The organism is Georgenia satyanarayanai (assembly GCF_009193135.1).
Taxonomy (GTDB): Bacteria; Actinomycetota; Actinomycetes; order Actinomycetales; family Actinomycetaceae; genus Oceanitalea; species Oceanitalea satyanarayanai.
The window spans coordinates 60346-83644 of the sequence record NZ_VUKC01000005.1 but is presented as its reverse complement, the minus strand read 5'-3'; the positions used below and the strand labels follow the sequence as shown (position 1 = coordinate 83644).

19 protein-coding genes are annotated in these 23299 nt (G+C 71.9%); 5 read left to right on the top strand and 14 right to left on the bottom strand.

Annotated elements, in window-relative coordinates:
• Positions 1-38 precede the first annotated feature (38 nt).
• Together GD632_RS08020 and GD632_RS08015 are read right to left on the bottom strand one after the other, a co-directional pair.
• Complete coding sequence (locus tag GD632_RS08020) at positions 39-1355, bottom strand: hypothetical protein (protein ID WP_152190751.1); 1317 nt, start codon at positions 1353-1355, stop codon at positions 39-41.
• A gap of 450 nt (positions 1356-1805) precedes the next feature.
• Complete coding sequence (locus GD632_RS08015) at positions 1806-4151, bottom strand: amidase family protein (RefSeq protein ID WP_193311405.1); 2346 nt, start codon at positions 4149-4151, stop codon at positions 1806-1808.
• Positions 4152-4528: 377 nt separating this feature from the next.
• Between GD632_RS08015 and GD632_RS08010 the strand changes: the two genes are divergently transcribed.
• The gene (locus tag GD632_RS08010) at positions 4529-5800 is read left to right on the top strand and encodes an MFS transporter (protein WP_152190747.1); all 1272 of its coding nucleotides are present in this window, start codon (positions 4529-4531) and stop codon (positions 5798-5800) included.
• 20 nt (positions 5801-5820) lie between these two features.
• Here GD632_RS08010 and GD632_RS15975 read toward each other — a convergent pair whose 3' ends face one another.
• Positions 5821-5961: a hypothetical protein gene (locus tag GD632_RS15975; RefSeq protein ID WP_193311404.1), complete on the bottom strand. Its 141-nt coding sequence runs from the start codon at positions 5959-5961 to the stop codon at positions 5821-5823.
• Between the two features lie 177 nt (positions 5962-6138).
• Here GD632_RS15975 and GD632_RS08005 point away from each other — a divergent pair, with 177 nt between their 5' ends.
• Complete coding sequence (locus tag GD632_RS08005; protein WP_152190745.1) at positions 6139-6894, top strand: ZIP family metal transporter; 756 nt, start codon at positions 6139-6141, stop codon at positions 6892-6894.
• Positions 6895-6917: 23 nt separating this feature from the next.
• On the opposite strand, the gene GD632_RS15970 is transcribed toward GD632_RS08005, so the two are convergent.
• The 3 genes from GD632_RS15970 to GD632_RS07995 all read right to left on the bottom strand — a co-directional run bounded on the left by GD632_RS15970 (position 6918) and on the right by GD632_RS07995 (position 8763).
• The gene (locus GD632_RS15970) at positions 6918-7082 is read right to left on the bottom strand and encodes a hypothetical protein (protein WP_193311403.1); all 165 of its coding nucleotides are present in this window, start codon (positions 7080-7082) and stop codon (positions 6918-6920) included.
• 127 nt (positions 7083-7209) lie between these two features.
• Positions 7210-7569, bottom strand: a complete 360-nt coding sequence (locus tag GD632_RS08000) for a VOC family protein (protein WP_152190742.1) — start codon at positions 7567-7569, stop codon at positions 7210-7212.
• Positions 7570-7746: 177 nt separating this feature from the next.
• Positions 7747-8763, bottom strand: a complete 1017-nt coding sequence (locus GD632_RS07995; RefSeq protein ID WP_152190950.1) for a zinc-dependent alcohol dehydrogenase family protein — start codon at positions 8761-8763, stop codon at positions 7747-7749.
• 260 nt (positions 8764-9023) lie between these two features.
• Between GD632_RS07995 and GD632_RS07990 the strand changes: the two genes are divergently transcribed.
• Together GD632_RS07990 and GD632_RS07985 are read left to right on the top strand one after the other, a co-directional pair.
• Complete coding sequence (locus tag GD632_RS07990; RefSeq protein ID WP_152190740.1) at positions 9024-11624, top strand: Ig-like domain repeat protein; 2601 nt, start codon at positions 9024-9026, stop codon at positions 11622-11624.
• Positions 11621-14926, top strand: a complete 3306-nt coding sequence (locus tag GD632_RS07985) for a multicopper oxidase domain-containing protein (RefSeq protein WP_152190737.1) — start codon at positions 11621-11623, stop codon at positions 14924-14926. The genes GD632_RS07990 and GD632_RS07985 overlap by 4 nt, the downstream gene beginning before the upstream one ends.
• Before the next feature lie 100 nt (positions 14927-15026).
• On the opposite strand, the gene deoC is transcribed toward GD632_RS07985, so the two are convergent.
• From deoC to GD632_RS07945, 8 genes are all read right to left on the bottom strand, one after another.
• Positions 15027-15701, bottom strand: coding sequence for a deoxyribose-phosphate aldolase (deoC, locus tag GD632_RS07980; protein ID WP_152190734.1), 675 nt, complete (start codon positions 15699-15701; stop codon positions 15027-15029).
• A gap of 83 nt (positions 15702-15784) precedes the next feature.
• Positions 15785-16513, bottom strand: coding sequence for a GntR family transcriptional regulator (locus GD632_RS07975; protein ID WP_152190731.1), 729 nt, complete (start codon positions 16511-16513; stop codon positions 15785-15787).
• Positions 16514-16613: 100 nt separating this feature from the next.
• On the bottom strand, positions 16614-17093 hold the full coding sequence (rbsD, locus tag GD632_RS07970) for a D-ribose pyranase (protein ID WP_152190729.1): 480 nt from the start codon (positions 17091-17093) through the stop codon (positions 16614-16616).
• Position 17094: 1 nt separating this feature from the next.
• Positions 17095-18633 (bottom strand): sugar ABC transporter ATP-binding protein, encoded by a 1539-nt coding sequence (locus GD632_RS07965; protein WP_152190727.1) that lies wholly within the window; start codon positions 18631-18633, stop codon positions 17095-17097.
• A gap of 3 nt (positions 18634-18636) precedes the next feature.
• Positions 18637-19668: a substrate-binding domain-containing protein gene (locus GD632_RS07960; protein WP_152190725.1), complete on the bottom strand. Its 1032-nt coding sequence runs from the start codon at positions 19666-19668 to the stop codon at positions 18637-18639.
• 33 nt (positions 19669-19701) lie between these two features.
• Positions 19702-20724: an ABC transporter permease gene (locus tag GD632_RS07955; protein WP_152190722.1), complete on the bottom strand. Its 1023-nt coding sequence runs from the start codon at positions 20722-20724 to the stop codon at positions 19702-19704.
• Positions 20721-21650 carry a ribokinase gene (locus tag GD632_RS07950; protein ID WP_226924744.1) on the bottom strand — a complete coding sequence of 310 codons (930 nt, stop codon included), beginning with the start codon at positions 21648-21650 and terminating at the stop codon, positions 20721-20723. The genes GD632_RS07955 and GD632_RS07950 overlap by 4 nt, the downstream gene beginning before the upstream one ends.
• 426 nt (positions 21651-22076) lie before the next feature.
• Positions 22077-22694: a dihydrofolate reductase family protein gene (locus GD632_RS07945; protein WP_152190719.1), complete on the bottom strand. Its 618-nt coding sequence runs from the start codon at positions 22692-22694 to the stop codon at positions 22077-22079.
• A 92-nt stretch (positions 22695-22786) separates the two neighbouring features.
• Between GD632_RS07945 and GD632_RS07940 the strand changes: the two genes are divergently transcribed.
• A complete protein-coding gene (locus GD632_RS07940) occupies positions 22787-23098 on the top strand; it encodes a hypothetical protein (RefSeq protein WP_152190717.1) in 312 nt (103 codons plus the stop codon).
• Positions 23099-23299: the final 201 nt, after the last annotated feature.

The following is a 23299-nucleotide window of genomic DNA, read 5'->3' as shown; positions in this document are numbered from 1 at the left end:
GCCGCTGACGACGCCGGCACGAGGAACCTTCCCCCCTCTCACCCGCGCCGGGCGGACTGCTCCTTCACCCAGCTCTCCAGCCACGCTCTCCCGCTGGGGAGCTGCTCGGGCCGGTCGAGCACGACCAGGGTGTTGAGGTCGAGGTTGTGGTGCTGGCCGAACGCGGGCAGCACCTCCGTCCGGAAGCGCTCCGGCTGGTCACGGACCAGCAGCAGGACCCGGTCCCGCGAGCCGGGCTCCCGCGCCTCCCCGACCAGCCACCCGGCCGCGTACTCCTCGTCGAAGCGGCCGGACAGCCCGCCGTGCTCACCCGGCTGCTCCATGACCACCAGCGGCGCCTGCCCGGGTGGGCTGGCGACGGTGACGTCGTCGAGCTCGGTCGCGGCGTGCGTGCGGCGCCGTCGCAGCTCCGCCTCGTCCAGCGCGGCCGTCAGGGGGTAGGCGGTCCACTCCCGGACGCTCACGAAGGACCCGAGGGAGGGCCTGGAGAGGGGCGTGCGGAACGCCACCTGGAGGAACTGCTCCTGCAACGCCGTCGCGGCGTCGACCCGCAGACCCCGCCGGCGTGCGGTGAGCACCACGAGGTGGTCCTGCGCGACCGCGCCGGCGCGGGACAGCGCCCGGCTGCCGAGGGCCGGCAGCATGCCGAGCAGCGCCAGACCCGCGGCGAGGAGGTAGATGCCCCACGGGGGACCGTCGTCGTACGTCGGGAGCCAGAGGGCGAAGAGCACGGCTCCCCCGGCGGCGGCCCAGAGGACCACGGCCGGCACCCGGAGCCACCCCGCGAGCCCGGTGAACGGCTCGACCACGGGCAGTCCCCGGGCCAGCTGACCCGGGCGCGCGCCGGCCCACCGGACGGCGTACCGCGCATCGGCAAGGGCGATCACGGGACGCATGAACGAGAGCACCCAGCGGGCCAGCACCGTGGCGCCCAGCAGGACCGGGAGAGAGAGCACCAGCAGACGTCCACCAGGACCTGGGAGCTCGCCCAGCGCCTCGAAGGGGTCAGCGGCCGCGCCGTCCTCGCCCGAGACGACCATGCCGACGACGAGGGCCACCACCGCGGCCACGACGGTGGCCGCGCCGAGGATCCAGAACAGCCGCGAGAGGAGCGTCGCGAGACGCTCCGCGCCGAGTCCGTCCGGGTGGTCGAGGCGCCGGGACGACAGGAAGTCACGACCGTCCTGCACGCTCACAACCGTGCGGGCCGGCCGGTTGGTGAGCAGGGCCTCGACGGAAGCGCGACGGCCGGCCGTGCCCACCAGCCGGTCGACCTCCCCGGCGCCGAGCAGCCGACGGACCCGGGCCGCGGCACGCCGCCGCTGGGCCTGGGACATCTCGCTGGCGGTTCTCACACGGGCCCCCTCGTCGACCTGCTCCCGGCGCCGCCTCGAAGCCGGCCTCCCCCGTCCTCAAGGGTGCACCATGCACGGCCGGTCGCCGTCACCCGCCGGGGCCGGGCGCCGGTGACTCGTCGTCGTCCGGTGCCGTGGCGTCGTCGGTCGCGGTGGGCTCCGGGTCGGTGGGCTCGGGCTCCGGCGCGGTCGGCGCGGGCTGGGTCGGCTCCTCCGTCGGCTCCTCGTCGTAGCCGAGGCCGGTGCCGCACGGGTAGACGTCGCCGACCGTGACTGGCAGCCGGCCCCCGGGGGCGGCGTCACCTCGACAGGACGGTTCGTGACGGGGCAGGACCTGGACGTTCGGCGCAGAGGCGCGACGTGGCCGGGCCCCGGGCGTGCCCCACGCGAAGGGCCCACACCCCCGTGGTGGAGGTGCGGGCCCGTCGCGGCAGGTGCGTTGCCCGGAGGTCAGCCCACCGGCAGGCGCCGCACGCCCAGGGTGTCGCGGCCGTCGCCGTTCCAGTCCCCGACGAAGACCTCGTCGGTCGCGCGCCCGTACATGAGCGAGAAGTCGGCTGCCCCACCGACGAGGGAGTTCTTCACGAAGTAGGCCTTGCCGCGCCGCACCGCGAAGGTGTCGGTTCCGTTGCCGTCCCAGTCACCTGCCAGCGTGACGTCGGCTGCCCGGCCGTAGGTGAACACCCGGTCCGCGTCGCCGCCGACCATCGCGTTCTTCACGTGGTAGGTCGCCCCGCGCCGGACGGCGAAGGTGTCGGTACCGTTGCCGTCCCAGTCCCCGACCACGATCGCGTCACCGGCACGGCCGTAGCTGACCACCGTGTCGGCGTCACCACCGCGGAGCGAGTTCTTCACGTGGTAGGTGCTCCCGCGACGGATCGCCAGCGTGTCGACGCCGTCGCCGTCCCAGTCACCGACCACGACGACGTCTCCCGGTCGGCCGTACGTGAACACGTGCTCGGCCGGGCCACCCCTCGGCGCGTTGCTGACGTGGAACCGGTTCTCGCGACGCACGACGATGGAGTCGGTCCCGTCACCGTCCCAGTCACCGATGAGCACCTCGTCGGTCGCGCGTCCGTAGTGGAAGGCGTGGTGTGCCGTCCCCGACCAGTCGTCGGAGAGGAAGAACCCGGACGGCGACGGCGAAGGCTCGACCGGGCCGGGGGTGGCCGGCAGGTCGGGGAAGCCTGCCGGCGCGGCCCGGAGCTGGCTGGCCTGCTCGTAGTCGTAGGCGAGGCCGAGCAGCTCGCCCTCGGAGTAGGGCCGCCCCATGAAGGAGAGGTCCATCGGCAGCCCCTGGGATCCGAAGCCCATCGGCACGACGACGCCCGGGAACCCCACGGAGCTGTACCCGGCGAACGTCGAGGGCTTGGGGACGCTGGACCGAACGAACGTCGGGTCCTCGACGGTCTCGACGGGGTTGTTGATCGGCGTCGCGAAGCTCGTCTCGTACGGGAAGACGAGCGCCTCGACGTCGTTGTCCTCGAAGAGGGAGAGCTTGTACTCCGTCGCGGCGGGCAGGACGCGCTCGACGAGGTCCTGGAACGCCGGGTCGTCGGTGGACGTCGTGAGCGACCGCTTCAGCAGGTTCAGGACGCTGGCCTCCACGGGCAGCGCCGACTGGCTGACCTCGGCCTCGTAGATCTCGATGAACTCCTCGACCGTCTTGGGCACGTCCGGCCCGAAGGTCGCGAGGTAGGTCTCGAACTCCTCCTTGAAGCGGTAGTCGGCGATGGTGCGGATGTTGGGGCCGCCGTTGGTGAGGTAGAAGTCGACGAACTCAGGGTCCAGCTCGATGTCGACGAGCGTGGCCCCCTGCTCCTCGAGGGTCTCCAGCGCCTCCTCCGCCATCGCGTCGATCTCGGGGTCGCCCCCGAAGAACGTCCGCACGACACCCAGCCGCACGCCGTCGAGAGCGTCCTCGTCCAGGTGGTCGAGGTAGTCGATGCCGGGCGCGCCGGGGGCGCCACCGGGGTAGTCCTCGTACACCTCCACGCTCAACGGGTCCGCCTCGTCCACGCCGGTCAGGGCGCGCATCATGATGGCGGTGTCGGTGACCGTGCGGGCCATCGGGCCGGCGGAGTCGAAGGTGAGGTTCTTGGGGACGATGCCGTCACGGCTGATCAGGCCCGTCGTCGGGCGTAGGCCGACGATCCCGTTGTAGGCCGCGGGACCGCGGACCGACGTGCTCGTGTCGGTACCGACGGCGAGGACGGCGAGGTTCGCCGCGATGGCCGCGCCCGACCCGGCGCTGGAGCCGCCGGTCCCCCGCTTGGCGTTGTACGGATTGACCACCTGTCCGTTGATGGTGTTGTAGCTGCCTCCGGCGAACTCTCCCATCTCCGCCTTGCCGAGGATGAGAGCACCCTCCTCACGGAGCCTGGCGGTGATGAAGGCGTCGTCCGGCGGCACGGCGTCCTCGAGGATGACCGAGCCGTTCGTCGTCGCCATGTCGTGGGTGTCGATGTTGTCCTTGAGCAGCACAGGGACGCAGTGGAGGTCGCTGCGCGGGCCAGTGCTCGCGTACTCCTCGTCGAGGGCTGCGGCGGTCTCGAGGGCGTCGGGATTGACGGTGGCGACGGAGTTGATCCGTGGGCCGGCGTCGTCGTACGCCGCGATCCGCGCGATGTAGAGCTCGGTGAGCTCGACGCAGGTGAGGGACCCGTCGGCGAACGCGCGGGAGATGTCCTCGATCGTCGCTTCCTCGACGAGGAAGTCGTCGTCGAGCGCCGGCTGCGCGACGGTCGGTGCCGCCGTGGCGAGCGTCGCCATCGTCGTGACACCGAGCAGTGCCACGCCTCGTCGTCCTGCGAGCACGCGGGTAGCGGCTCTCTCCTTCGTGTGCTTCATGTTCCATCTCCTCGTGCGTACCGGTACGTGTGAGCCGGGCAGACGGAGCGGCCGCAGGGACGCATGAGCTGCTGTTCCTCGGCCATGGCGACGCCCCCTACCCCAGGACTGCTCCGCCGTTCGGAACGAGACGCCCAGGTGTGAGGCGATACTGCGAGACCGTCGTTTCCCGCGAGTTACCTGCTGTTGCGCCCACGTAACAGGCGCACACCGCCGAGGGGCTCGGCCCGGCCTGCGCCCTCCGCGCGTCGCGAACCGCGGCAGTCCGAGAGCTCCCGGCTTCGCCTCGGTCCTAGACTCGGCCCGTCGGCGAGAGGACAGCGATGCCGCAGGACCACCACAGCCAGCGCCGTGCCGTCGTGCTCCTCGCCCTGAGCAACGTGCTCGGTGGGATCGGGGTGGCGTCCGGGATCGCCGTCGGCGCCCTGCTCGCCGAGCAGCTCGGTGGCACGGCCGTCGCGGGCCTGGCCCAGGCCACGGGCGTCCTCGGCGCCGCGGTCGCCGCCGTCCCGCTCGCCACCCTGGCCACCCGGCGGGGCCGGCGGTGGTCGCTCACCCTCGGGTACACGATCGCCCTGCTCGGCGCCGGCGTCGTCGTCACGGCCGCCGTCGTCGGCTCCTTCCTTCTCCTGCTGCTCGGGCTGGGCACCTTCGGGGTGGCCCAGGCCGCGAACCTCCAGTCCCGGTACGCCGCCGCCGACGGCGCGAGCGCCGCCACCCGCGCCCGGTCGATCGCGGTCGTCATGTGGGCGACGACGATCGGCTCGGTCGCCGGTCCGAACCTCACCGCCGCCGGCGAGCGGGTGGCGTCGGGCGTCGGGGTCCCGGGCCTCGCCGGGCCCTACCTGTTCTCCGCGCTGGCCTTCGCCGTGGCCGCCACCGTCCTCGGCACCTTCTTCCGCCCCGCCGGCGGACCGGCGGACGGAGCCGTCGGACGGCCGGAGGCGGGCGCCGCGTCATCGCGCCGGGCGGTCGGTGCCACGGCCGCCCTGCGCTGGGCCGCGGGCCACCCGGTGGCCCGGTTCGCCGTCGGGCTCATCGCCGGGGCGCACGCCGTCATGGTCATGGTCATGGTGATGACGCCGGTGCACATGCAGCACAGCGGCATGAGCCTCGAGCTCGTCGGGATCGTCATCAGCGTGCACGTGCTGGGGATGTACGCGCTCAGCCCGGTCTTCGGATGGCTGGTGGACCGGTCCGGCGGCACCACCGTGGCGGTCGAAGGCATCGCCGTCCTCCTCGTCGCCACCGTCCTGGGCTTCGTCGCGGCGGCCTCGGGCGGTCGACCGGTCCTCACCGCGGTCGCGCTCACGGTGCTGGGGCTCGGCTGGTCGGCGTCGCTCATCGCCGCCTCCGCGCTGCTCACCGAGGTCGCGCCCGACGACGTCCGGGTCCCGTTGCAGGGCGCCACCGACGCCGTCATGAGCTACGCGGGCGCAGCCGCCGCCGCCCTCGCGGGGCCGGTCCTCGCGGCCGGCGGGTTCCGCGCGGTCAACGTGGCCGCGGCCGCGCTCCTGACGCCTGCGGCGCTCCTCGCCGTGGGCGCCGTCCGCCGTCCCGCCGCCCACGCCACCGTGCCCGCCGACGGCGGGTGACGGCGGCGTCGCGGCTCGGGTCAGACGAACTCCTCGATGTCCCCGGGCTCGGCGGCTGCTACCGGAGGCGCCGCCGGCGAGGTCTCGTGCGCGGCGGCCACGGTCTCGCGCCGCGGGTCCGTGCGCTCGTCGGTGATCTCGGTCAGGTGGTGTCGCTTCATCGCAGACGGGGCTGCCTTCCGGTCCGGTGTTCTCACCGCCCGGTGTCGAACGATTGATATCACGGCACCACTCGACCGGCACGCCATTCCGCGCTCGAACTCACCATGGGGTCGCGGTCCGTCCTTTCCCGGTGTAGGGATGGGTGGCCGGTCGGCACCGAATGGATCGAGGAGCACGTGACAGAGGTTCTCGAGGCAGGCGCGTGGGGGGCGCTGGGCGGCGCCGCCCTCGTCATCGGGGCCGCCGTCGCGTGGTTCGTCCGGGTGCCGGCGGCCGTCGTCGCGGGCGTCATGGCCTTCGGCTCCGGGGTGCTCATCTCCGCACTCGCCTTCGAGCTCGTCCAGGAGGCGGCCGACGTCGGCGGCGTGTGGCCCACGGCCCTCGGCTTCCTCGCCGGGGCGGTCGTCTACATGCTCGCCAACGCACTCCTCGCCCGCCGCGGCGCCCGGCACCGCAAGCGCTCGCAGGGGCAGCAGCCCCGCGAGGAGGAGTCCAGCGGCAGCGGGGCCGCGATCGCCGTCGGCGCCCTGCTCGACGGCGTGCCGGAGTCGGTCGTCCTCGGCGCCAGCCTGCTCGGCGGCGCCGGGGTGAGCACCGCCGTCGTCGCCGCGGTGTTCATCTCCAACCTGCCCGAGGGCCTGTCGAGCGCCGCCGGGATGAAGCGGTCCGGGCGCAGCGCGCGGTACGTCTTCGGGGTGTGGGGCGGGATCGCCGTGGCCAGCGCCGTCGCGGCCGCCCTCGGCTACCTGCTCCTCGGCTCCGCGTCACCGCAGGCCGTCGCCGCCATCACCGCGGTGGCCGCCGGCGCCATCCTCACCATGCTCGCCGACACGATGATCCCCGAGGCGTTCGAGCGCACGCGCACGCTGACCGGGCTGATCGCGGCGGTCGGCTTCGTCACCGCCTTCGCGATCAGCCGCGCGGGCGGCTGAGCCGCCTGACGGGCGGCATCCCGTCAGAGGAACTCTTCGGAGTCCCCGAACTCACCGATGACGAAACGGAGCGCGGCCTGCTGGATCTCGTACTCGGCCACCACGGTGTCGCGCCACGACTTCGTGCGCTCCACCGACTCCGTGCGCTCGGCCGATGTCTCGACCAGGTGATCTCGCTGGGTGCCCATGGGGTTGCCCTCCCGTCCGGGGTGCTGGCACCGCCCGATGCCAACAGGGCTATTAGTACCACGGTAAGCGGCAAAGGCACAGGTGTCTAAGAATTCTTCCCGTCTCCGGACAACTGTCGCGACGCATTCACCAGCACAGGCAGAACGGGTGCCCCGCCGGGTCCGCATACACCTGGAACGTGTCCGCCGCGTTCCCGTTCGTGGCGCCCTTGAGCAGCCGGGCACCGAGCGCCATCACGTGCTCGTGCGCCTCGCTGATGTCGTCGACCCACAGGTCGAGGTGGATCTGCTGCGGGGTGCCGTCGGGCCAGTCCGGCGGCACGTGGTCGGGCGCCAGCTGCACCGCGACAACGGGCTTGCCGTCGACCACCACCTCGTGCCAGTCGTCGTCGGCCTCGATGGTTCCTCCCACCACCCCTGCCCAGAAGCGGCTCTCCGCGTCGAGGTCGGCGGCGTCGAACACGACGAGGTGGTGCTTGATCTGCATGGCGGCCTCCTTGCTCGCGAGGGCCAGGCTAGTGGCCGCCGCCCCGCCGGCGCGAGGGGCAGAATGTGGTGATCTCGTGCTCACTCCGGGACGCACGTCCGGTACTCCCGCACGCAGCACGAGGTGCGTCCGGACGACGGGAGGTGCGTCCCGGCGCAGGGGCCCGCCGGCGGCGCCTCAGACCCGCAGCAGGGCCTTGATCGCCCGGCGCTCGTCCATCGCGCGGTACGCCTCGGCGGCGTCCTCGAGCGGCACCTCGAGGTCGAACACGCGGCCCGGGTCGATGCGCCGGTCCCAGATGAGGTCGATGAGCTCGGGCAGGTACTCGCGCACGGGCGCCGGCCCGCCGTGGAGGTGGACGTGGGAGCCGAAGAGGAGCCTGCCGGGGATCTCGACGCCGTGGGAGACACCGACGAACCCGACGTGCCCGCCCGGCCGGGTCGAGCGGATGGCCTGGAGCATCGCCTCCTGCGTGCCGACGGCCTCGATGACCGAGTGGGCGCCGAGCCCGTCGGTGAGCTCCTTGACGGCGGCCGCGCCCTCGTCACCGCGCTCGGTGACGATGTCGGTGGCGCCGAACTCCGTCGCCAAGGCCTGCCGGTCGGCGTGCCGGCTGAGGGCGATGATCCGCTCGGCGCCCATCTCGCGGGCTGCCAGGACTCCGAGCAGCCCCACCGCGCCGTCGCCCACGACCGCCACCGTCCTGCCCGGCCCCGCCTGCGCCGCGGCGGCCGCGAACCAGCCGGTGCCGAGGACGTCGGAGGCGGCGAGCAGGCTGGGGATGAGGTCCGGCGCGGGCTCACCGGGCGTGGCGACGAGCGTGCCGTCGGCGAGCGGGACGCGCAGGTACTCGGCCTGGGAGCCGGTCATGCCGACGCGCTGGACGCAGGCGGACTGGTAGCCGGAGCGGCAGATCTCGCACGTGTTGTCGGAGGCGATGAACGAGCCGACGACGAAGTCGCCGACCTTGACGTTGCTCACCGCCGAGCCGACCTCCTCGATGACGCCGACGTACTCGTGCCCCATGGGCCTGGGCTCCCGGATCTCGTCCGCGCCGCGGTAGGGCCACAGGTCCGAGCCGCACACGCAGGCCGCGGCGAGCCGGATGACCGCGTCGGTCGGCTCCTGGACGGTCGGCATCGGCAGGTCCTCGACGCGGACGTCGCCCGCTCCGTGCAAAACAGCTCCGCGCATGAGGGTCACTCCATCTCGTCAGGTCCGGACTGCCAGGTTCGCCTCCCGCGCCTACCGCCACAACCGGGGACGACGACGGCGGCCCCGCTCGCGTGCCGCGGGCGCGGCCGGGCGCGCTCAGGAGGTGACCCGCCCGCGCTGCCCGATCGGGCGCAGCGGACGGCCCTCGGGGACATCGACCCGGCAGCACCGCCGGTCCTAGCATCGTCGCAGGTCATCAAGCGTCCACGGGTGGGCGCACCGACCCGGGAGGCGTCACCATGGCCGTTCACCTGTCACTGGCCGGCAACGCGGTGGGCGACGGCTTCCTCATCGCCCCACTGGGCTCGACGTACCCGGCCGAGCTCCTGCTGTGGACCGACGCCGGCACGCTCGCGGTGACCCTCCAGGCCTCCCCCAACGTCGCCGGGCTCGTCTTCTCCCAGACCTCCCTCACCCTCTCCACCACCCCGTCGAGCGTCATGGTGCACGCGACCCTGCAGAGCGGCGCGCGGGGTGACACCGTCATCGAGGTGCTCGACGGCGCCGCCGTGGTCGCGAGCTTCGCGGTGACCTCGCTCAACAGCCCGGTCGTCCACTTCCGGGGCCGGTTCGAGGCCCGGTTCGCCACCGACAACGCGGCCTACAACCGCAACCCCGTGTACACGGCGACGAACGACGCCGTGGTCCCGCCCGGATGGACGTGGGCGCTGGAGGGTGAGCCCGACTTCGTGCCCCCCGTCGGGAACGTGCCGGAGAACCTCGAGACACCGGTGGGCCGGGTGGTCCGCTTCAACGGCCCCGTCGCGCTGCGCAGCCACGCGCAGCCGGTGACCACCGCGGTCGACGCCGTCGTCGGCACCACCGCCGCGGGACCCGAGCGGTTCACCCGGGGCGACCCGCTCATCGGGGAGCCGGTGGACCTGGGTCCGGACACCTACCTCGCGGGCAACAACCCGCAGCACCCGGCCGACCCGCAGCCGGAGGAGATCTGGGGCGCGGCCCTCGAGCCGATGGCCCTGTTCGAGCTCCACCTCGGCAGCCGGCTGAGCGGCCGGTCGAGCCTGGGGCCCTTCGTCGCCAAGGCGACGACGATCAACCAGCACACCCGCACCCCGGACGACCGCCCGATCGCCAACGGCCTGGTCGGCGCCTCGCTCGACCTCGCCGGCATCGGGCTGCCGGACCTCGCCACGTGGAGCGCCACCCGCATCGACCAGCTGCTCGCCGACTACACCGCCCTCCCGGCCGTCGACACCGTCCAGCGCCGCAACCTCAGGCGCCGGATCGGGCACCTGCTCTCCTCGGTCACGGCCGCCAAGCGCTCGGCCGTCCAGACCGCGCACCCCGGTGAGTTCACCGTGCGCGCCGGCACCCTGCCCGGGGGCTGGTCGGGCAAGGAGGTCTACGACGGCAAGGTCAACGCCGACCTCACGTTCACGCCGAACGGCTCGGCCGTGGTCCAGTACCTCTCCGGCCACAGCTCCCTGAACTTCCAGTGGACCCCGTTCGCGTTCCACTCCGACGAGCTCCAGGGCCACCACTGGGGCCTGCTCGGCGCCGGCTCCCTCCTGCACGGCGCGTACACCGGCGACCCCCACACCACCACCGTCGACGGCACCCGCTACGACTTCCAGAGCGTCGGGGAGTTCACCCTGCTCCGTGGCGACGGCCTCGAGGTCCAGGTGCGGCAGACACCGGTGAACGCCGCGAACCCCGTCACCGACGGCCACAGCGGCCTCACCGTGTGCGTCAGCATCATCACCGCCGTCGCCCTCCGGGTGGGGCGTCACACCGTCTCCTACCAACCCACCCGCGAGGGCAGGCGACTCCAGCTGTTCGTCGACGGCAAGCCCCGCGACCTGCCGTCGCACGGCCTGGACCTCGAGCGGCACCGCCTCACGGTGTTCGACGCCGACGGCGAGGAGGGGCTGCGCGTCGACTACACCACCGGGGCGGTCGTCACCGTCACCCCGGCGTTCTGGGGCAGCTACAGCGTCTGGTACCTCAACGTCGCCGTCTCCGGGACGGCGGCGCACGAGGGCGTCATGGGGTACCTCCCCGAGAAGAGCTGGCTGCCGCGCCTGCACGACGGCACCGACGTCGGCCCGATGCCGTCCGACCTCCACGACAGGTACAAGCTCCTCTACCGCACGTTCGCCGACTCGTGGCGGGTGGGCGACCAGTCGAGCATGTTCGTCTACGAGCCGGGGACGTCCACCGACACCTTCACCGACCGTGACTGGCCCGGCGAGCGCCCACCGTGCGACACCATCAGACCCGAGCTCGCCCCGCCGGGACTGCACCAGCTCGACGGCATGGACCTCGAGAAGGCCGAGATGGTCTGCCGGGTCGTCACCGAGCCCGACCTCCACGCCAACTGCGTCTTCGACGTCGCCACCACCGGCGACGAGGAGTTCGCCCGCGGCTACGTCACCGCGCAGGAGCTGCGGATCTACGGCACCAAGGTCGAGATCGCCGGCTTCGAGGCGCCGGTGTTCGGGGACCGGATGCCCCGGGACGTCCCGCCGGAGGAGGCGCGGCCGCCCGCCGGTGCCCTCGCCGTCACGGCCCGCGTGTCCGCGCTCGCCGCCGGCCGTCCGGTGCCCACCGGCTCGGTGACCCTCGTCGTCGACGAGGTGCCCCTCCGGCGCCCGCTCGAGCTCGACGACGGCGGCCGGGTGCGCACGGTCCTGCGGCTCAAGCCGGGCCGCCACGTCATCCGCGCGGTCTTCTCGGGCGGCGGGAAGTTCGAGTACCACTCGAGCACCAGCCCGAACCTGCGGCACACCGTCAAGGAGCGGGCCGGTGAGCGCCCACCGGGCAAGGAGGAGCGCCCCGGGAAGGAGCGCCCGGCGGCAGCTCCGGCGGACGAGCCATGACCAGCGGCGGCAGCCCGTACGAGGTGCCCGTCGCCGTCGACGCCGACCCCTCGACGCCCACGTGGCTGGAGACGACGATCGCCACCCGCCACGCCATGGTCGACATCGGCGGGGTCATGGCCCACGCCGAGACCTTCAACGGGGCGATCCCCGGCCCGACGCTGCGGATGGACGTGGGCGACCGCGCCTTCGTCCGGCTCGTCAACGAGATGCACCACCCGATGGGCGTCCACCTCCACGGCATCGAGCTCGCCAACTCCGCCGACGGCACCGAGGTCACCCAGGACGGCGTCCAGCCCGCCTCCCACCACCCGCCCCCGGCGCCCGCGCCGGCGGGCGGCACCTACCTCTACGCGTTCCGCGCGACCCGCCCCGGCCTGTACTGGTACCACCCGCACCACCACCACGCGACGAACCACGTCTTCCGCGGCATGTACGGGATGATCGTCATCGCGGACCCGCACGAGGCGGCCCTCGTCGCCGCCGGTGTGCTGCCGGGGGCGGCGGACACCCGGCAGCTGGTGCTCAGCGACATCACGGTGTGCAAGGCACCCGGGTCCAACGACGCCACCACCTACCCCGACCCGACCGCCCTGCCGGCCGCCGACCGGCCCGAGTGGCTCAGCGGCGCCACCTCCCAGCCACCCCCGACACCCGTGACGCTGTGCGAGCTCCCCACCGCCGTCGACGACGCCGGGGACCCGGCCCTGGCGTCGTACGGACTGGGCGACGTCCCGAGCGTGTTCCGCCCCGGCCAGCACAACGAGGGCCAGACCGTGCTGACCAACGGGGTGGCCGTCGGCGGGCGGCTCGGGCAGCCGGGGGCTCCCGGCGCCCTGCTGCCCGGCGCGCAGACGATGAACGTCCTCGCCGGCCAGGGGCTGCGCCTGCAGATCGCCAACTGCGCGATCAGCCGGTACTTCCGGCTCATCCTCACGACGAGCACCGGGGCCACCGTCCCGCTCCTCCGGGTCGGTGGTGAGGGCGGGCTGCTCGACGCGGCGATCACCGAGGGCGGCGTCGTCGGCGGTCACGACGCCAAGTACGACGTCGGGGAGATCCTCCTGCCGCCCGGCAGCCGCGCCGACGTCGTCGCCGCCATCCCCCCGACGGCGAGCGGCGTGCTCACCCTGTGGACCCGCGACTTCCGCCGCAACGGAGGTCTGTGGGCCGGCCTGCCCACCGTTCCGGTCATGCACCTCCAGGTCACCGGCCCCGCCCCGAGCACCTACACGATCGCGGCGGGCACCGCGCTGCGGGCGGCCGTCCCGGCGCCCGTCGAGACCCTCGGCCCCACGACGGACACCCTGCTCGACCCCGCCACCTTCACGCCCGCCAAGCCGGGCTCCGCCCTCCAGGACATCCAGGTGACCGGCACGACGGGCATCGACGGCGTGAGCGGCTCGTTCATGGGCTTCGCCTCCTACACGGACGCGCCGCACATCGCGACGTCACGGTGGGCCGAGAAGGCGAAGGTGCTCGAGCTCACCGTGACGAACCTCAGCGGCAGCCACCACCCGTTCCACCTCCACGGGTTCTCCATCCAGCCGGTCGCGCTCGAGCAACCCGGGTTCCCCACGTACACCTGGCCCTACCGCGAGTTCCGCGACAACGTCGACATCCCGGCCGCGTACACGCTGCGGTTCAGGGTCCGGCTCGACGAACGCACGCTCAAGGACGGCGTGACGATGGGCGGCGCCCTCGGCCGGTGGCTGTTCCACTGCCACATCTTCATCCACCACCACCAGGGAATGATCAGCGAGCTCGTCGTCTCCGGCGGCGACGGCAGCGAGCGCCCGCACGTCGACGTCGGCGGGTCGTGGGCCTACACGCCCGTGGGCGGGATCGCGCAGCGGCACGGCACCTACCACCACCCCGACGGCGACCCGGTCACCCTCACCGCCACCGCCGGGACGGTGGTGGACACCGGTGGTGGGACGTGGTCGTGGAGCTACGACGCCGCCGGGGCGACGCCGCACGTCGAGTACGTCTACGTCACGGGGACCGACCCCGCCGGCCGGGTGGACCAGGCGGTGTTCCGGCTCAAGGTGGGCGCACCCGACGACGGCGCGGACAACGGTGACCCGCACGTCCACACCGTCGACGGGAACCGCTACGACTTCCAGGGCGCCGGGGAGTTCGTCCTCCTGCGCGACCACGAGGGCATGGAGGTGCAGGCCCGCCACTGGCCGGTCCGGGCGGCCAGCCCCGTCACCGACCCGGCCACCGGGCTCACCTCGTGCGTGAGCCTCAACACCGCTGTGGCGGCGCGCGTGGGCGAGCACCGCGTCGTGTACCAGCAGAGCCGCCCGGGCGAGAAGGGCGAGCCCGAGCTTCTCGTCGACGGCGAACGGGTCCGGCTCCCCCGCGGCGGGCTCGACCTCGACGAGCACCGGCTCACCGCCGTCCCGCTCGACAACGGCGCGAGCGGCCTGCGTGTGGACTACGCCAGCCAGGCGGTGCTCACGGTGACACCCCACCTCTGGTCGGCGTACGGGCTGTGGTACTTCAACGTCCACGTCTCCCGCACCCAGGCCGAGGAGGGGATCATGGGGCCGATCGCCGCAGGGAGCTGGCTGCCGATGCTGCCGACGCGCACATCGGTCGGCCCGCTGCCGGCGAGCCTGCGGGCGCGGCACCAGGTGCTCTACCGGACCTTCGCCGACGCGTGGCGGGTGACCGACGGGACGAGCCTGTTCGTCTACGGACCCGGGGAGTCGACGGCGTCGTTCACCGACCGGCGCTGGCCGGCGGTGAAACCGCCGTGCCGGCTCCAGCCCTGGTTCGACGTGCCGGGCGCGCAACCGCCGGTGACGGGACTGTCGGTGGAGGCGGCCGAACGTGCGTGCCGGCTCGTCACCGACGGTGCGCTGCACCACGACTGCGCGCTCGACGTCGCGGCGACCGGGGACGAGGAGTTCGCCCGGGACTACCTGCGCGAGCAGGCCCTCGCCCGGCGCACCGTCACGGTGCAGCTCGTCGTCGACCGGCCCGACCCAAGGGCGGGGACGATCCTCGTGGCGACCGTCCTGCCGCTCTCGGGCCGCGGCAAGGAGTGGGCGGCGGCGAGCGGGTCGGTGACCTTCGTCGTCGACGACGCACCGGTCGGCCAGCCGGTCCGGCTCGACCGGCGCGGGCGGGCGATGCTCGTGCTCCACCACCTCAAGGAGGGGCGCCACCGGGTGCGGGCCGAGTACGGCGGCGGTGGCCGGGAGTCGTTCCTCCCGTGCTCGAGCGCCACGGCGGTTGTGTCCGCGGGCGACCGGTCCGAGCACGGGGGCGGCCACCACGCCTCGGCGTGACACATGCCCCGGACCTCTGGCCGTCCTTCGACGCGGCACAGCCCCGGGGATGGTCAGGGACCCGCCGCGCCTTCGACGCCGCGAGCCCCTGACCACGAGCTCAGTAGGAGACCGTGAGCTCGTCAGCGGTCGCCGTCACCAGCGCGATGCCCGCACTCGTCCCGAGCAGCACGGCGCCTGCCGCAATGAGCGAACGCGCCTGGTCCAGATCCTTGATGCCACCGGACGCCTTGACCTGCACGCCCTGGGGCGCGCGAGCAACAAGGAACTCGATGCTCGCCGGATTGGCGATCTCGACGGCGCCGCTGCTTGCGTTCTTGAGGAACGCGGCACCTGCCTCGATCGAGAGCTCGACCGCCGCCTCCTTCTCCTCCGCCGTGAGAAGCGGCAGCTCGAGCATGACTTTGACAGGCACACCGGCGGCGACGACACCCGCGATGTCGTCACGGAAGTCGTCGTAGCGGCCACTCTTGAGCCACCCGACCTGAACTCCGCAGTCGATCTCATCCGCACCGGCCTTGACCAAGGCTTCCGCCTCGGCAGCCTTCCCGGCGGGAGTCATGACGCCGCAGGTGGGGAAGTCGAGGGCGGAGGCCACCTTGATGCCGCTGCCGCGCAGGACATCGGCCACGAGTGGCACCCAGGAGCCGGGCACCATGGCGGCGTTGAACCCGTGCTCAAGTGCCTCCTCGGCGTGGGCGACCATCTGGTCCCTGGTCACGCCGGTGTCAATGAGGGTGTGCTGGATGTAGGGGGCGAGGCTGGGCTCGGTCATGTTTTCACTCCACTTGTCTATGGACAACTATGTACAACTCTAGGCCAGGCGGGAACAATGGTCTATTGCAAGAAGGGCAGCTGTCAGCGAGAGAGCAGCGAGGTCACGCGCATCCGCTCACTGTGGATCCACACATCGGAGTACTCGACGGGACGACCGTCGGCGAGGTAGGTGATCTGCTCGAGGTACAGCAGGGGGTGCCCCTCGAGGACGCCCAGGCGCTGAGCAAGCTCTGCCGTCGCCGCGACGGCACTAAAGGTGCGACGGCCGCGGGAGATCTTCAGCCCGTGCCGAGACTCCAGCTCACCGAAGAGAGACTGGTGGCTGAAGTCGACGGTCTCAAGGCCAGGGGCGACGTCCAGCCGGACGTAGTTCACGAGGTAGGCCACCGGCCCCTTCGAGGATGACCGGACACGCTCGAGGTGCAACACGTCCTGCCCCTTCGCCAGGTCCAACAGCGCCGAGACCGGGGCCGGCGCCCGCATCGTGTCGACGGTCAGCACCTCCGTGCGCACCTCCTCGCCTCGGTGGGCGAAGTCCTCGCTCAGGGTGGTGAGCTTCTGCGCGATGGAGGGCTCGAGGGCGGTCGCGGTGACGAAGGTCCCGCGACCACGCGCCTGCACGAGCAGGCCCTCGCGGATGAGCGTCGAGATCGCCCGTCGCAGGGTGCCTCTGGAAATCCCGAACTCCTGGGCCAGCTCCGGCTCACTGCTCAGCCGGTGGTCGGGCTGCCACTCCCCCGAGATGATCTTCTCCCTGATGACGTCCGAGACCTGAACGTTCAGTGGCTGCGGACCCTCATGGTCGAACATCGGTGCGGCTCCCACTGGCCGCCTCCTTCCGCGCGTCGTTGCCTGGACGATCATGCCCTGCCCACCACCGTCACACGTGGTGACAGGCAGGGCACACCGCTCAGTCTGTCCGCGACTCGGCGGCGCGCATGCGGTCCTGGTAGTAGTCCGGCACGACGACGCCGGGCTCGTCGAACCACCGCGGGACGTCCACCCCGCACACGAGGCCGACGTTGCCCCACGGGTTGAAAGCACCGGTGCGAATGATGATCTTGGCGCGCTGAGCCATCTCGCCGAGCATGTCGGCGTGCGACCGAGTCTCAAGCGGAGCATCGGAGAAGGTCTCCTGAACGAACGCCGCAAGCGGCTCGTTGTGGGTAACGACGTCCTCTGCCAGGACGACGCCCTCGACGATGAGCTCCCTGCTCACGAGCTCGAGGACGGTCTCGAGCTTGGGAAGGTCCTCCGCGATCGCCAGGTCCACCCTCGTCGCGGTGCTCGGGATCGGGAAGCCCGCGTCGACCACCATGACGAGGTCGGTGTGACCGAGGGTCGCGAGCGCCCCGGACAGCTGGGCGTTGAGAATTCCGTTCCGCTTCACTTCAGGCACTCTCCTTGAGTGTGTCGGCCCCAGTGGCCAGGGCCATGATTGATTCCTCGGTCGCGGTCGCCGTCGGCAGGACACCGACGACGTGGCCGGCGGCCATGACCGCGATGCGGTCAGTGATCGCGAGCAGCTCGGGCAGGTCAGAGGAGGACACGACCATGGCCATGCCGCTCGTCGTGAGCTCCCGGAAGACCGCGTAGATCTCTGCCTTGGCTCCGACGTCGACACCGCGGGTCGGCTCGTCGAGGAGCATGAGCCGGGGGTCGATCGCCAGCCATCGCGCAATGAGCGCCTTCTGCTGGTTGCCACCCGACAGCTGAGTGATGGCCTGCCCGACGTTGGAGATCTTCACGCGCAGCTGCTCCGCCCTATCCTTCGCGTCGGCGCGGAGTGCGCCGCGACGGAGCAGGCCGAGCTGCGAGCGTCGCGACAGCGTGAGCACGTTCATGTTGTCGGCCACGCTCATCGTCGGGAAGATCCCCTGGTGCCGCCGCTCACCCGGCAGGTAGGCGATGCCGTTGGCGATCGCGTCCCGGGGCGACGGGTGGCGCACGTCCTCGCCGTCGAGGGCGATCGTGCCGCCGTCGATCGGATCGGCGCCGAAGACGGCCCGTAGGAGCTCGACGCGGCCGCTGTCAGGTAGCCCCGCGATGCCGAGCACCTCGCCCGGTGCCACCTCGAGGCTGACATCGTGCACCCGAGATGCCCGCACCTCACGCAGCGTGAGCCGCGGGACCTGCCCACTCTCGCGGTGCGAAGTCGTCTCCGAGCGTGCGAGCTCGGATGACAGCTCTCGGCCGACCATGGACCCGACGATCTGGTCGGGCGTGACCTCCGGGGTGTCCCAGCCGCCGATGTGGTGGCCGTCCCGCAGGACATGGATGCGGTCGGAGAGCGCGAAAACCTCCGGGATCCGGTGGGAGACGTAGAGCATCGTCACACCGTCGGCGCGCAGGCCCTCGATGACGGCGAAGAGGCGCTCAGACTCCGCGGGCGAGAGCACCGCCGTCGGCTCGTCGAAGATCACCACGCGCGCCTCACGCGCCAGTGCCCGGGCGATGACGACGATCTGCTGCGTTGCCGCATCGAGCTCACGCACGAGACGGCGAGGGTCCAGACGCTCGCCGAGACGGTCGAGCAGCTCGGCAGCGCGGGCGTCGATCGCTCGTCCGCTCGGGAAGAACCGGCTGCCCGGCTCCGCCCCGAGCATGATGTTCTGCGCGACGGTCCGCTCACCCGCGAGGGCCAGCTCCTGCGGGACCAGTGCCACCCGGTGCTCGCTCAGCATGACGGACGGGTCGAAGCGCGTGACGGGCGTGCCGCGCACCTCCACGTCCCCCGCCGTCGGGGAGTCGAGCCCCGCGAGGATCTTCATGAACGTCGACTTGCCCGCTCCGTTCTCCCCCATGACGGCGGTGAGCGTGCCGTCGTACACGTCGAGGGTGACGTCGTTGAGTGCGCGCACCGGTCCGAAGTGCCGGGTGAGGCCCCGGACCGACAGGGCGACCTGCCGGGAGTGGTCGGTTGCCTGCACGGGTCAGCCCTCGACCGGCACGTCGGCGACGGTGTCCGGGGTGACGACGAGCACACCGGTGTCGACGTCGTCGATCTCCACGCCGTCCTTGAGGAAGTCCGCGAGGAGCTTGACGGCCTGGTAGCCCTGCTCCGCCGGGGCCTGGCTGATCGTGAGGTCGACGACGCCACGCTCGAGGTAGCCGACCGTCTGCGGCTGGACGTCGAAGCCGATCGCGTGGATCTCACCGGCCTTGCCCGACTGCTCGATCCACTGCGCCCCCGCGGTGAAGCTGCAGCAGTCGAGCGAGACGAGGGCGAGCGCGTCACCCTGGCCGGCCATCGTCGACTCGACGGTGTTGTAGGCGGCGGTCGGCTCGTTGCCGGTGTTCACTGGGCCGACGACCTCGATCCCGCTGCCCTCGATGCCCGTCTCGAAGCCGGAGAAGCGGTCGTTGGACCACCCGGCGCCGGAGTCGACGGAGAAGACGACGACCTTACCGGTCTCGCCGTCGAGCACGGTGAGGAGCTCCTCCGCGAGCGCCTCACCGGAGGCGACGAGGTCCTGGCCTACGAAGCCCATCTGCTGGGAGTCGGGGTTGTTGGTGTTGAAGGAGATGATCGGGATACCGGCGTCGTAGGCCTGCTGGATGACCGGCTTGAGCGCGTCGTTGCTCGCGGAGGACACGGCCAGGCCGTGGATCGCCTGCTGGTTGATGAGGGTCTGCAGCTCCGACACCTGGTCGGCCGCGTCTCCGCCGGAGGGGCCGATCATCTCGGCGTTGACGCCGAGCTCCTCGGCGGCGCGCTGCATGCCCTCGCGGATCGGGACGGCGAAGGCGAGCGACGGGTCGTGGTAGCTGAGGCGGATCTCGAGGGTCTCGCCGGCGTCGACGGCGTCCTGGATGTAGGGGGCCAGCTGGAAGCCGCCGTCGCCGTCGTCCTCGGCAGCGGCGGAGCCGTTACCGGAGGTGACGGCACCGCAGGCAGCGGTAAGGAGGAGGGCGCCCGCACCGAGCAGGGCGGCGGCGGAACGACGAAGGGTGGAACGGGACATGATGACTTCCTTGTCTGATGAGGCGGGTGGGGTCTACTTCTTGGAGCCGGACCTGCGCCCGAGCCAGGCGTCAGCGGAGACGGCGATGATGATGACGGCGCCGGTCGCGACGGTCTGCCAGAAGGACGAGATGCCGCGGAGGTTGAGGACGTTCTGCAGGACACCGATGAACAGGACACCGATCGTGGTGCCGAGCATCGTGCCGGAGCCGCCGGCGAGGGCGGCGCCACCGATGATGACGGCGGAGATGACCGTCAGCTCCATGCCGGTGCCGGTGACGCCCTGCACGTAGGAGAGGAAGGACAGGCCGAGCACGCCGGCCAGACCGGCGACCGTGCCGGAGATCGTGAAGGCGACGACCTTGACGCGGTTGGCGTTGATGCCGGACAGCCGCGCCGCCTCGGCACTGCCGCCGACGGCGTAGCTGCTGAACCCGTACCGGGACCGGGCGAGCACGACGTAGCCGATGAAGGCGACGACGACGAAGAAGATGAGCTGCATCGGGACGATACCGAACAGCCGTCCCTGACCGAGGAGGTTGAACTCGGTGACCCCGGGGTCACCGGAGGACAGGGAGATGGGCGAGCCGCCGCTGATGAGCAGCGCGAGACCGCGGTACACGCTCAAGGTGCCGAGCGTGACGATAAAGGACGGGATGCCGAAGCCGACGGTCATGATGCCGTTGAGGAACCCCGCGAGGGCTCCGGCCAGGACGCCGAGCAGCGACGCGACGGGCCAGGCCATCCCGTCGGCCATGAACAGGCCGGTGGTGATGGCTCCGAGTCCGTAGATCGAGCCGACCGAGAGGTCGATCTCGCCGTTGATGAGCACGAAGGTCATGCCCACGGCCATGATGCCGAGCTGGGCCACCTGTTGGCCGACGGTGAGCAGGTTGCTGCTGCCCGTGAAGCCGGGGGCTACGAGCGCGCCGACGACTAGAAGGAGGCCGAGGGCGATGAGAGTGCTGGCCTCGCGTGCGTGGAGGAAGCGCCTGAGCGGCGAGGGCCGAGCGGTTGACACGGTGCGGGGTGCCGGCGGTGCTGCGGTGGCGGTCATCGCGCACCTGCCTGGACGGAGGCGTTCATGAAGGCGTCGAGCTCCTCGGTGTGAGGGATGGAGGGGATGACCTCGGCGATACCGACGGCATAGGCGCCAGCAGCGGCAGCGAGGCGGACGGCAGCGGGCAGCTCCTTGCCCTGGTCGAGGGCGTGAGCGAGCGCGCCAGTGAAGGTGTCACCGGCCCCCGTGGTGTCGACCACGGCGCGGGGCGGGACAGGGTCGACGCGGTAGCGCCGTTCCCCGTCGTCGACGAGGGCACCGGCGCTTCCGAGGGTCATGACAATGACGCCCTCGCAGACCTCCCGGAGGCGGTCGACCAGCTCGTCATCCGCTGCCGTCGCGTCAGGAGCGAGGCCGAGCATGGTGCGCGCCTCGCTGGCGTTGGGGGTCAGGACGTCGATCCACGGCCACACCTCCGCGGGGATGCGCTGAGCAGGCGCGGGGTTGAGCAAGGTCCTCACCCCGTGGCGGTGGGCGGTCTCGAGCGCGGCGGCGGCGACCTCGAGCGGGATCTCGAGGGACACCACGAGAAGGTCGGAGGCTGCGATCGCCGGCTCGAAGCTCGAGACGTGGTCGCGAGTGAGGTCGTCGAGTGCGCCAGGGGCAATGACGATGCGGTTCTCACCGTCACCGTCGACAAGGATGACCCCGACCATCGTCGGGGAATCGGTCCGCACCACCGCGTCGACGCCGATGCCCTCGGCCCGCCAGAGGTCGAGGGCAGAGTCGCCGAACTCGTCGCGACCGACGGCGGTGAGGATGGAGACCGAGGAACCGAGGCGGGCGGCGGCGACGGCCTGGTTGGACCCCTTGCCACCATGACTGGAGGAGAAGGAGCCGTCGGAGATCGTCTCACCGGCCACCGGGATGCGCGCCGATCGCATGGTGAGGCCGACCCCGTAGCTACCGACAAGCGTAATCATGTATGACCTCTTTGTCTGGGGACAACCCTGTACAAGACGAGACTGTAGAGGTGCTCTTGATCACTGTCAAAGCGGTCGAGGCCGTACCGACGTCCACCCGACGCGACCACTCCCCGCCTCGACACGGCGGGCGGACGCGACCGCCTCAGGGCGCCACGACGCCTGCGGCGGCAACCCGCTCCACCGGACCGCCGACAGATTCTTGCTCGCCGAGCAATGCCTCAGATCTCCGCGCTCGAGGACGCCCGCCCTCGCCCTCCCCCCACGCAGAAGCCCTGGTTGCGGTGTTGAGCCACGCTCACCACGGCCCGTCGAGAGCCCCGAGGAAGAACCGCCCCACACACCCAAGCCTCCCCGGTGAGCGAGTGGACGACCTCGCACCGCCCGCCCTCTCCGCGGAGATGAATTCGAGCCGTCAGGGTTGTCCTAGGTGACGACGTCGTACACGAGGTGCGTCGCCGTCGACGTCGGGGTGACGGACCGCTGCACGAGGGTGCGCGGCTGCGCTCCCGCGAACAGGGGCGTCCCGGCGCCCAGGATGAGCGGCGCGAGGTGGAGCGAGAGCACGTCGACCAGCCCGGCCGCGAGCGCCGAGGCGATCGTCGCCCCGCCGCCCATGACGACGACGTCGAGGTCCTCACAGCGCTCCTCCGCCGCCGACTCCGCCCGCTCCCGCGCCACCGCGACGGCGGCGGCGAGCCCCGTCGTCACGAAGGTCCAGTCGAGACCCGTCAACCGGACGGCCCTCGGCGGTGAGCTCGTCACGACGACGAACGGGGGCGTCCCCGCCTCCCCGGCCCCGTACCCGACCTGCTCGCTCCAGCCCCGCGGCCCGTCGACGACGTCGAAGAGCCGCCGCCCCATGACCACGGCGCCGGACCGTGCCGTGCCCTCCCGGAGGGTGCGCTGGTCGGCGGGGTCGTCGGAGAAGGCCCAGCGGTGCAGGGGCTCGCCGCCGGTACCGAGGCCGCGCTCCGGCCCGGCTCCGGGACCCGTGACGAAGCCGTCGAGGGAGGTGGTGATGTCGGCGATGACTCGGCTCATACCAGGACCGACCGTCCCCGGCGGCGCTCCTCATCGGGATGCGAGGAGGCAGCCGTGGTTGCGACGTCACACCCTCGCGCCACGATGGGGCCGTGACCCAGGAGCTGCTCGCGTGGGACGCGCACGCCGCGGTGTGGCAGTGCGTGCTCAACGAGCAGCGCATCCCCCACCGCCGCGCGCAGCGCAGCTGTGACCTCCCGGTCCCCGTGACGGCGCGGCTCGTGTGGGAGCACGACGGCGAGGAGCACCTCGAGACCGTCGCCTGGGCGTGGACCTCTCGCAGCGTGCTCGTCGAGGTGCACGACAGGCGCCGCCAGACGATCGGCGTCTGGCTCCCCGCCCGCGACGTCCGGCGCCCCGCGAGTGCCGGGCAACGCCTCGCTCAGACGGCTTCCTCGCCCTGATCGTCGGCGTCGATCATCACCCTCAGCCGAGACTGCACCGCAGCGTGCTCCGCCATGAGTGCCTCGTGCCACGACGGCGCGGGCCTCATCACCTGCGCACGGTCCACGACCTGCTCATCTCCCATGGGGCTCCCCTCCCGCCGGGTGTCGGCAACCCGCCCGGTGCCGACCTGCACAACAGTAGTCGACAACCTCCCGACG

Excerpts from the sequence above, each read along its gene's own strand:
- GD632_RS08000 (WP_152190742.1), bottom strand. The coding sequence starts at position 7,569 with ATGCAGATCAAGCACCACCTCGTCGTGTTCGACGCCGCCGACCTCGAC.
- GD632_RS07945 (WP_152190719.1), bottom strand. The coding sequence starts at position 22,694 with ATGAGCCGAGTCATCGCCGACATCACCACCTCCCTCGACGGCTTCGTC.
- deoC (WP_152190734.1), bottom strand. The coding sequence starts at position 15,701 with ATGACCGAGCCCAGCCTCGCCCCCTACATCCAGCACACCCTCATTGAC.
- GD632_RS07985 (WP_152190737.1), top strand. The coding sequence starts at position 11,621 with ATGACCAGCGGCGGCAGCCCGTACGAGGTGCCCGTCGCCGTCGACGCC.
- GD632_RS15975 (WP_193311404.1), bottom strand. The coding sequence starts at position 5,961 with ATGAAGCGACACCACCTGACCGAGATCACCGACGAGCGCACGGACCCG.
- GD632_RS07975 (WP_152190731.1), bottom strand. The coding sequence starts at position 16,513 with ATGTTCGACCATGAGGGTCCGCAGCCACTGAACGTTCAGGTCTCGGAC.
- GD632_RS07950 (WP_226924744.1), bottom strand. The coding sequence starts at position 21,650 with ATGATTACGCTTGTCGGTAGCTACGGGGTCGGCCTCACCATGCGATCG.
- GD632_RS15970 (WP_193311403.1), bottom strand. The coding sequence starts at position 7,082 with ATGGGCACCCAGCGAGATCACCTGGTCGAGACATCGGCCGAGCGCACG.
- GD632_RS07960 (WP_152190725.1), bottom strand. The coding sequence starts at position 19,668 with ATGTCCCGTTCCACCCTTCGTCGTTCCGCCGCCGCCCTGCTCGGTGCG.
- GD632_RS07990 (WP_152190740.1), top strand. The coding sequence starts at position 9,024 with ATGGCCGTTCACCTGTCACTGGCCGGCAACGCGGTGGGCGACGGCTTC.
- GD632_RS07955 (WP_152190722.1), bottom strand. The coding sequence starts at position 20,724 with ATGACCGCCACCGCAGCACCGCCGGCACCCCGCACCGTGTCAACCGCT.
- GD632_RS07995 (WP_152190950.1), bottom strand. The coding sequence starts at position 8,763 with ATGCGCGGAGCTGTTTTGCACGGAGCGGGCGACGTCCGCGTCGAGGAC.
- GD632_RS08010 (WP_152190747.1), top strand. The coding sequence starts at position 4,529 with ATGCCGCAGGACCACCACAGCCAGCGCCGTGCCGTCGTGCTCCTCGCC.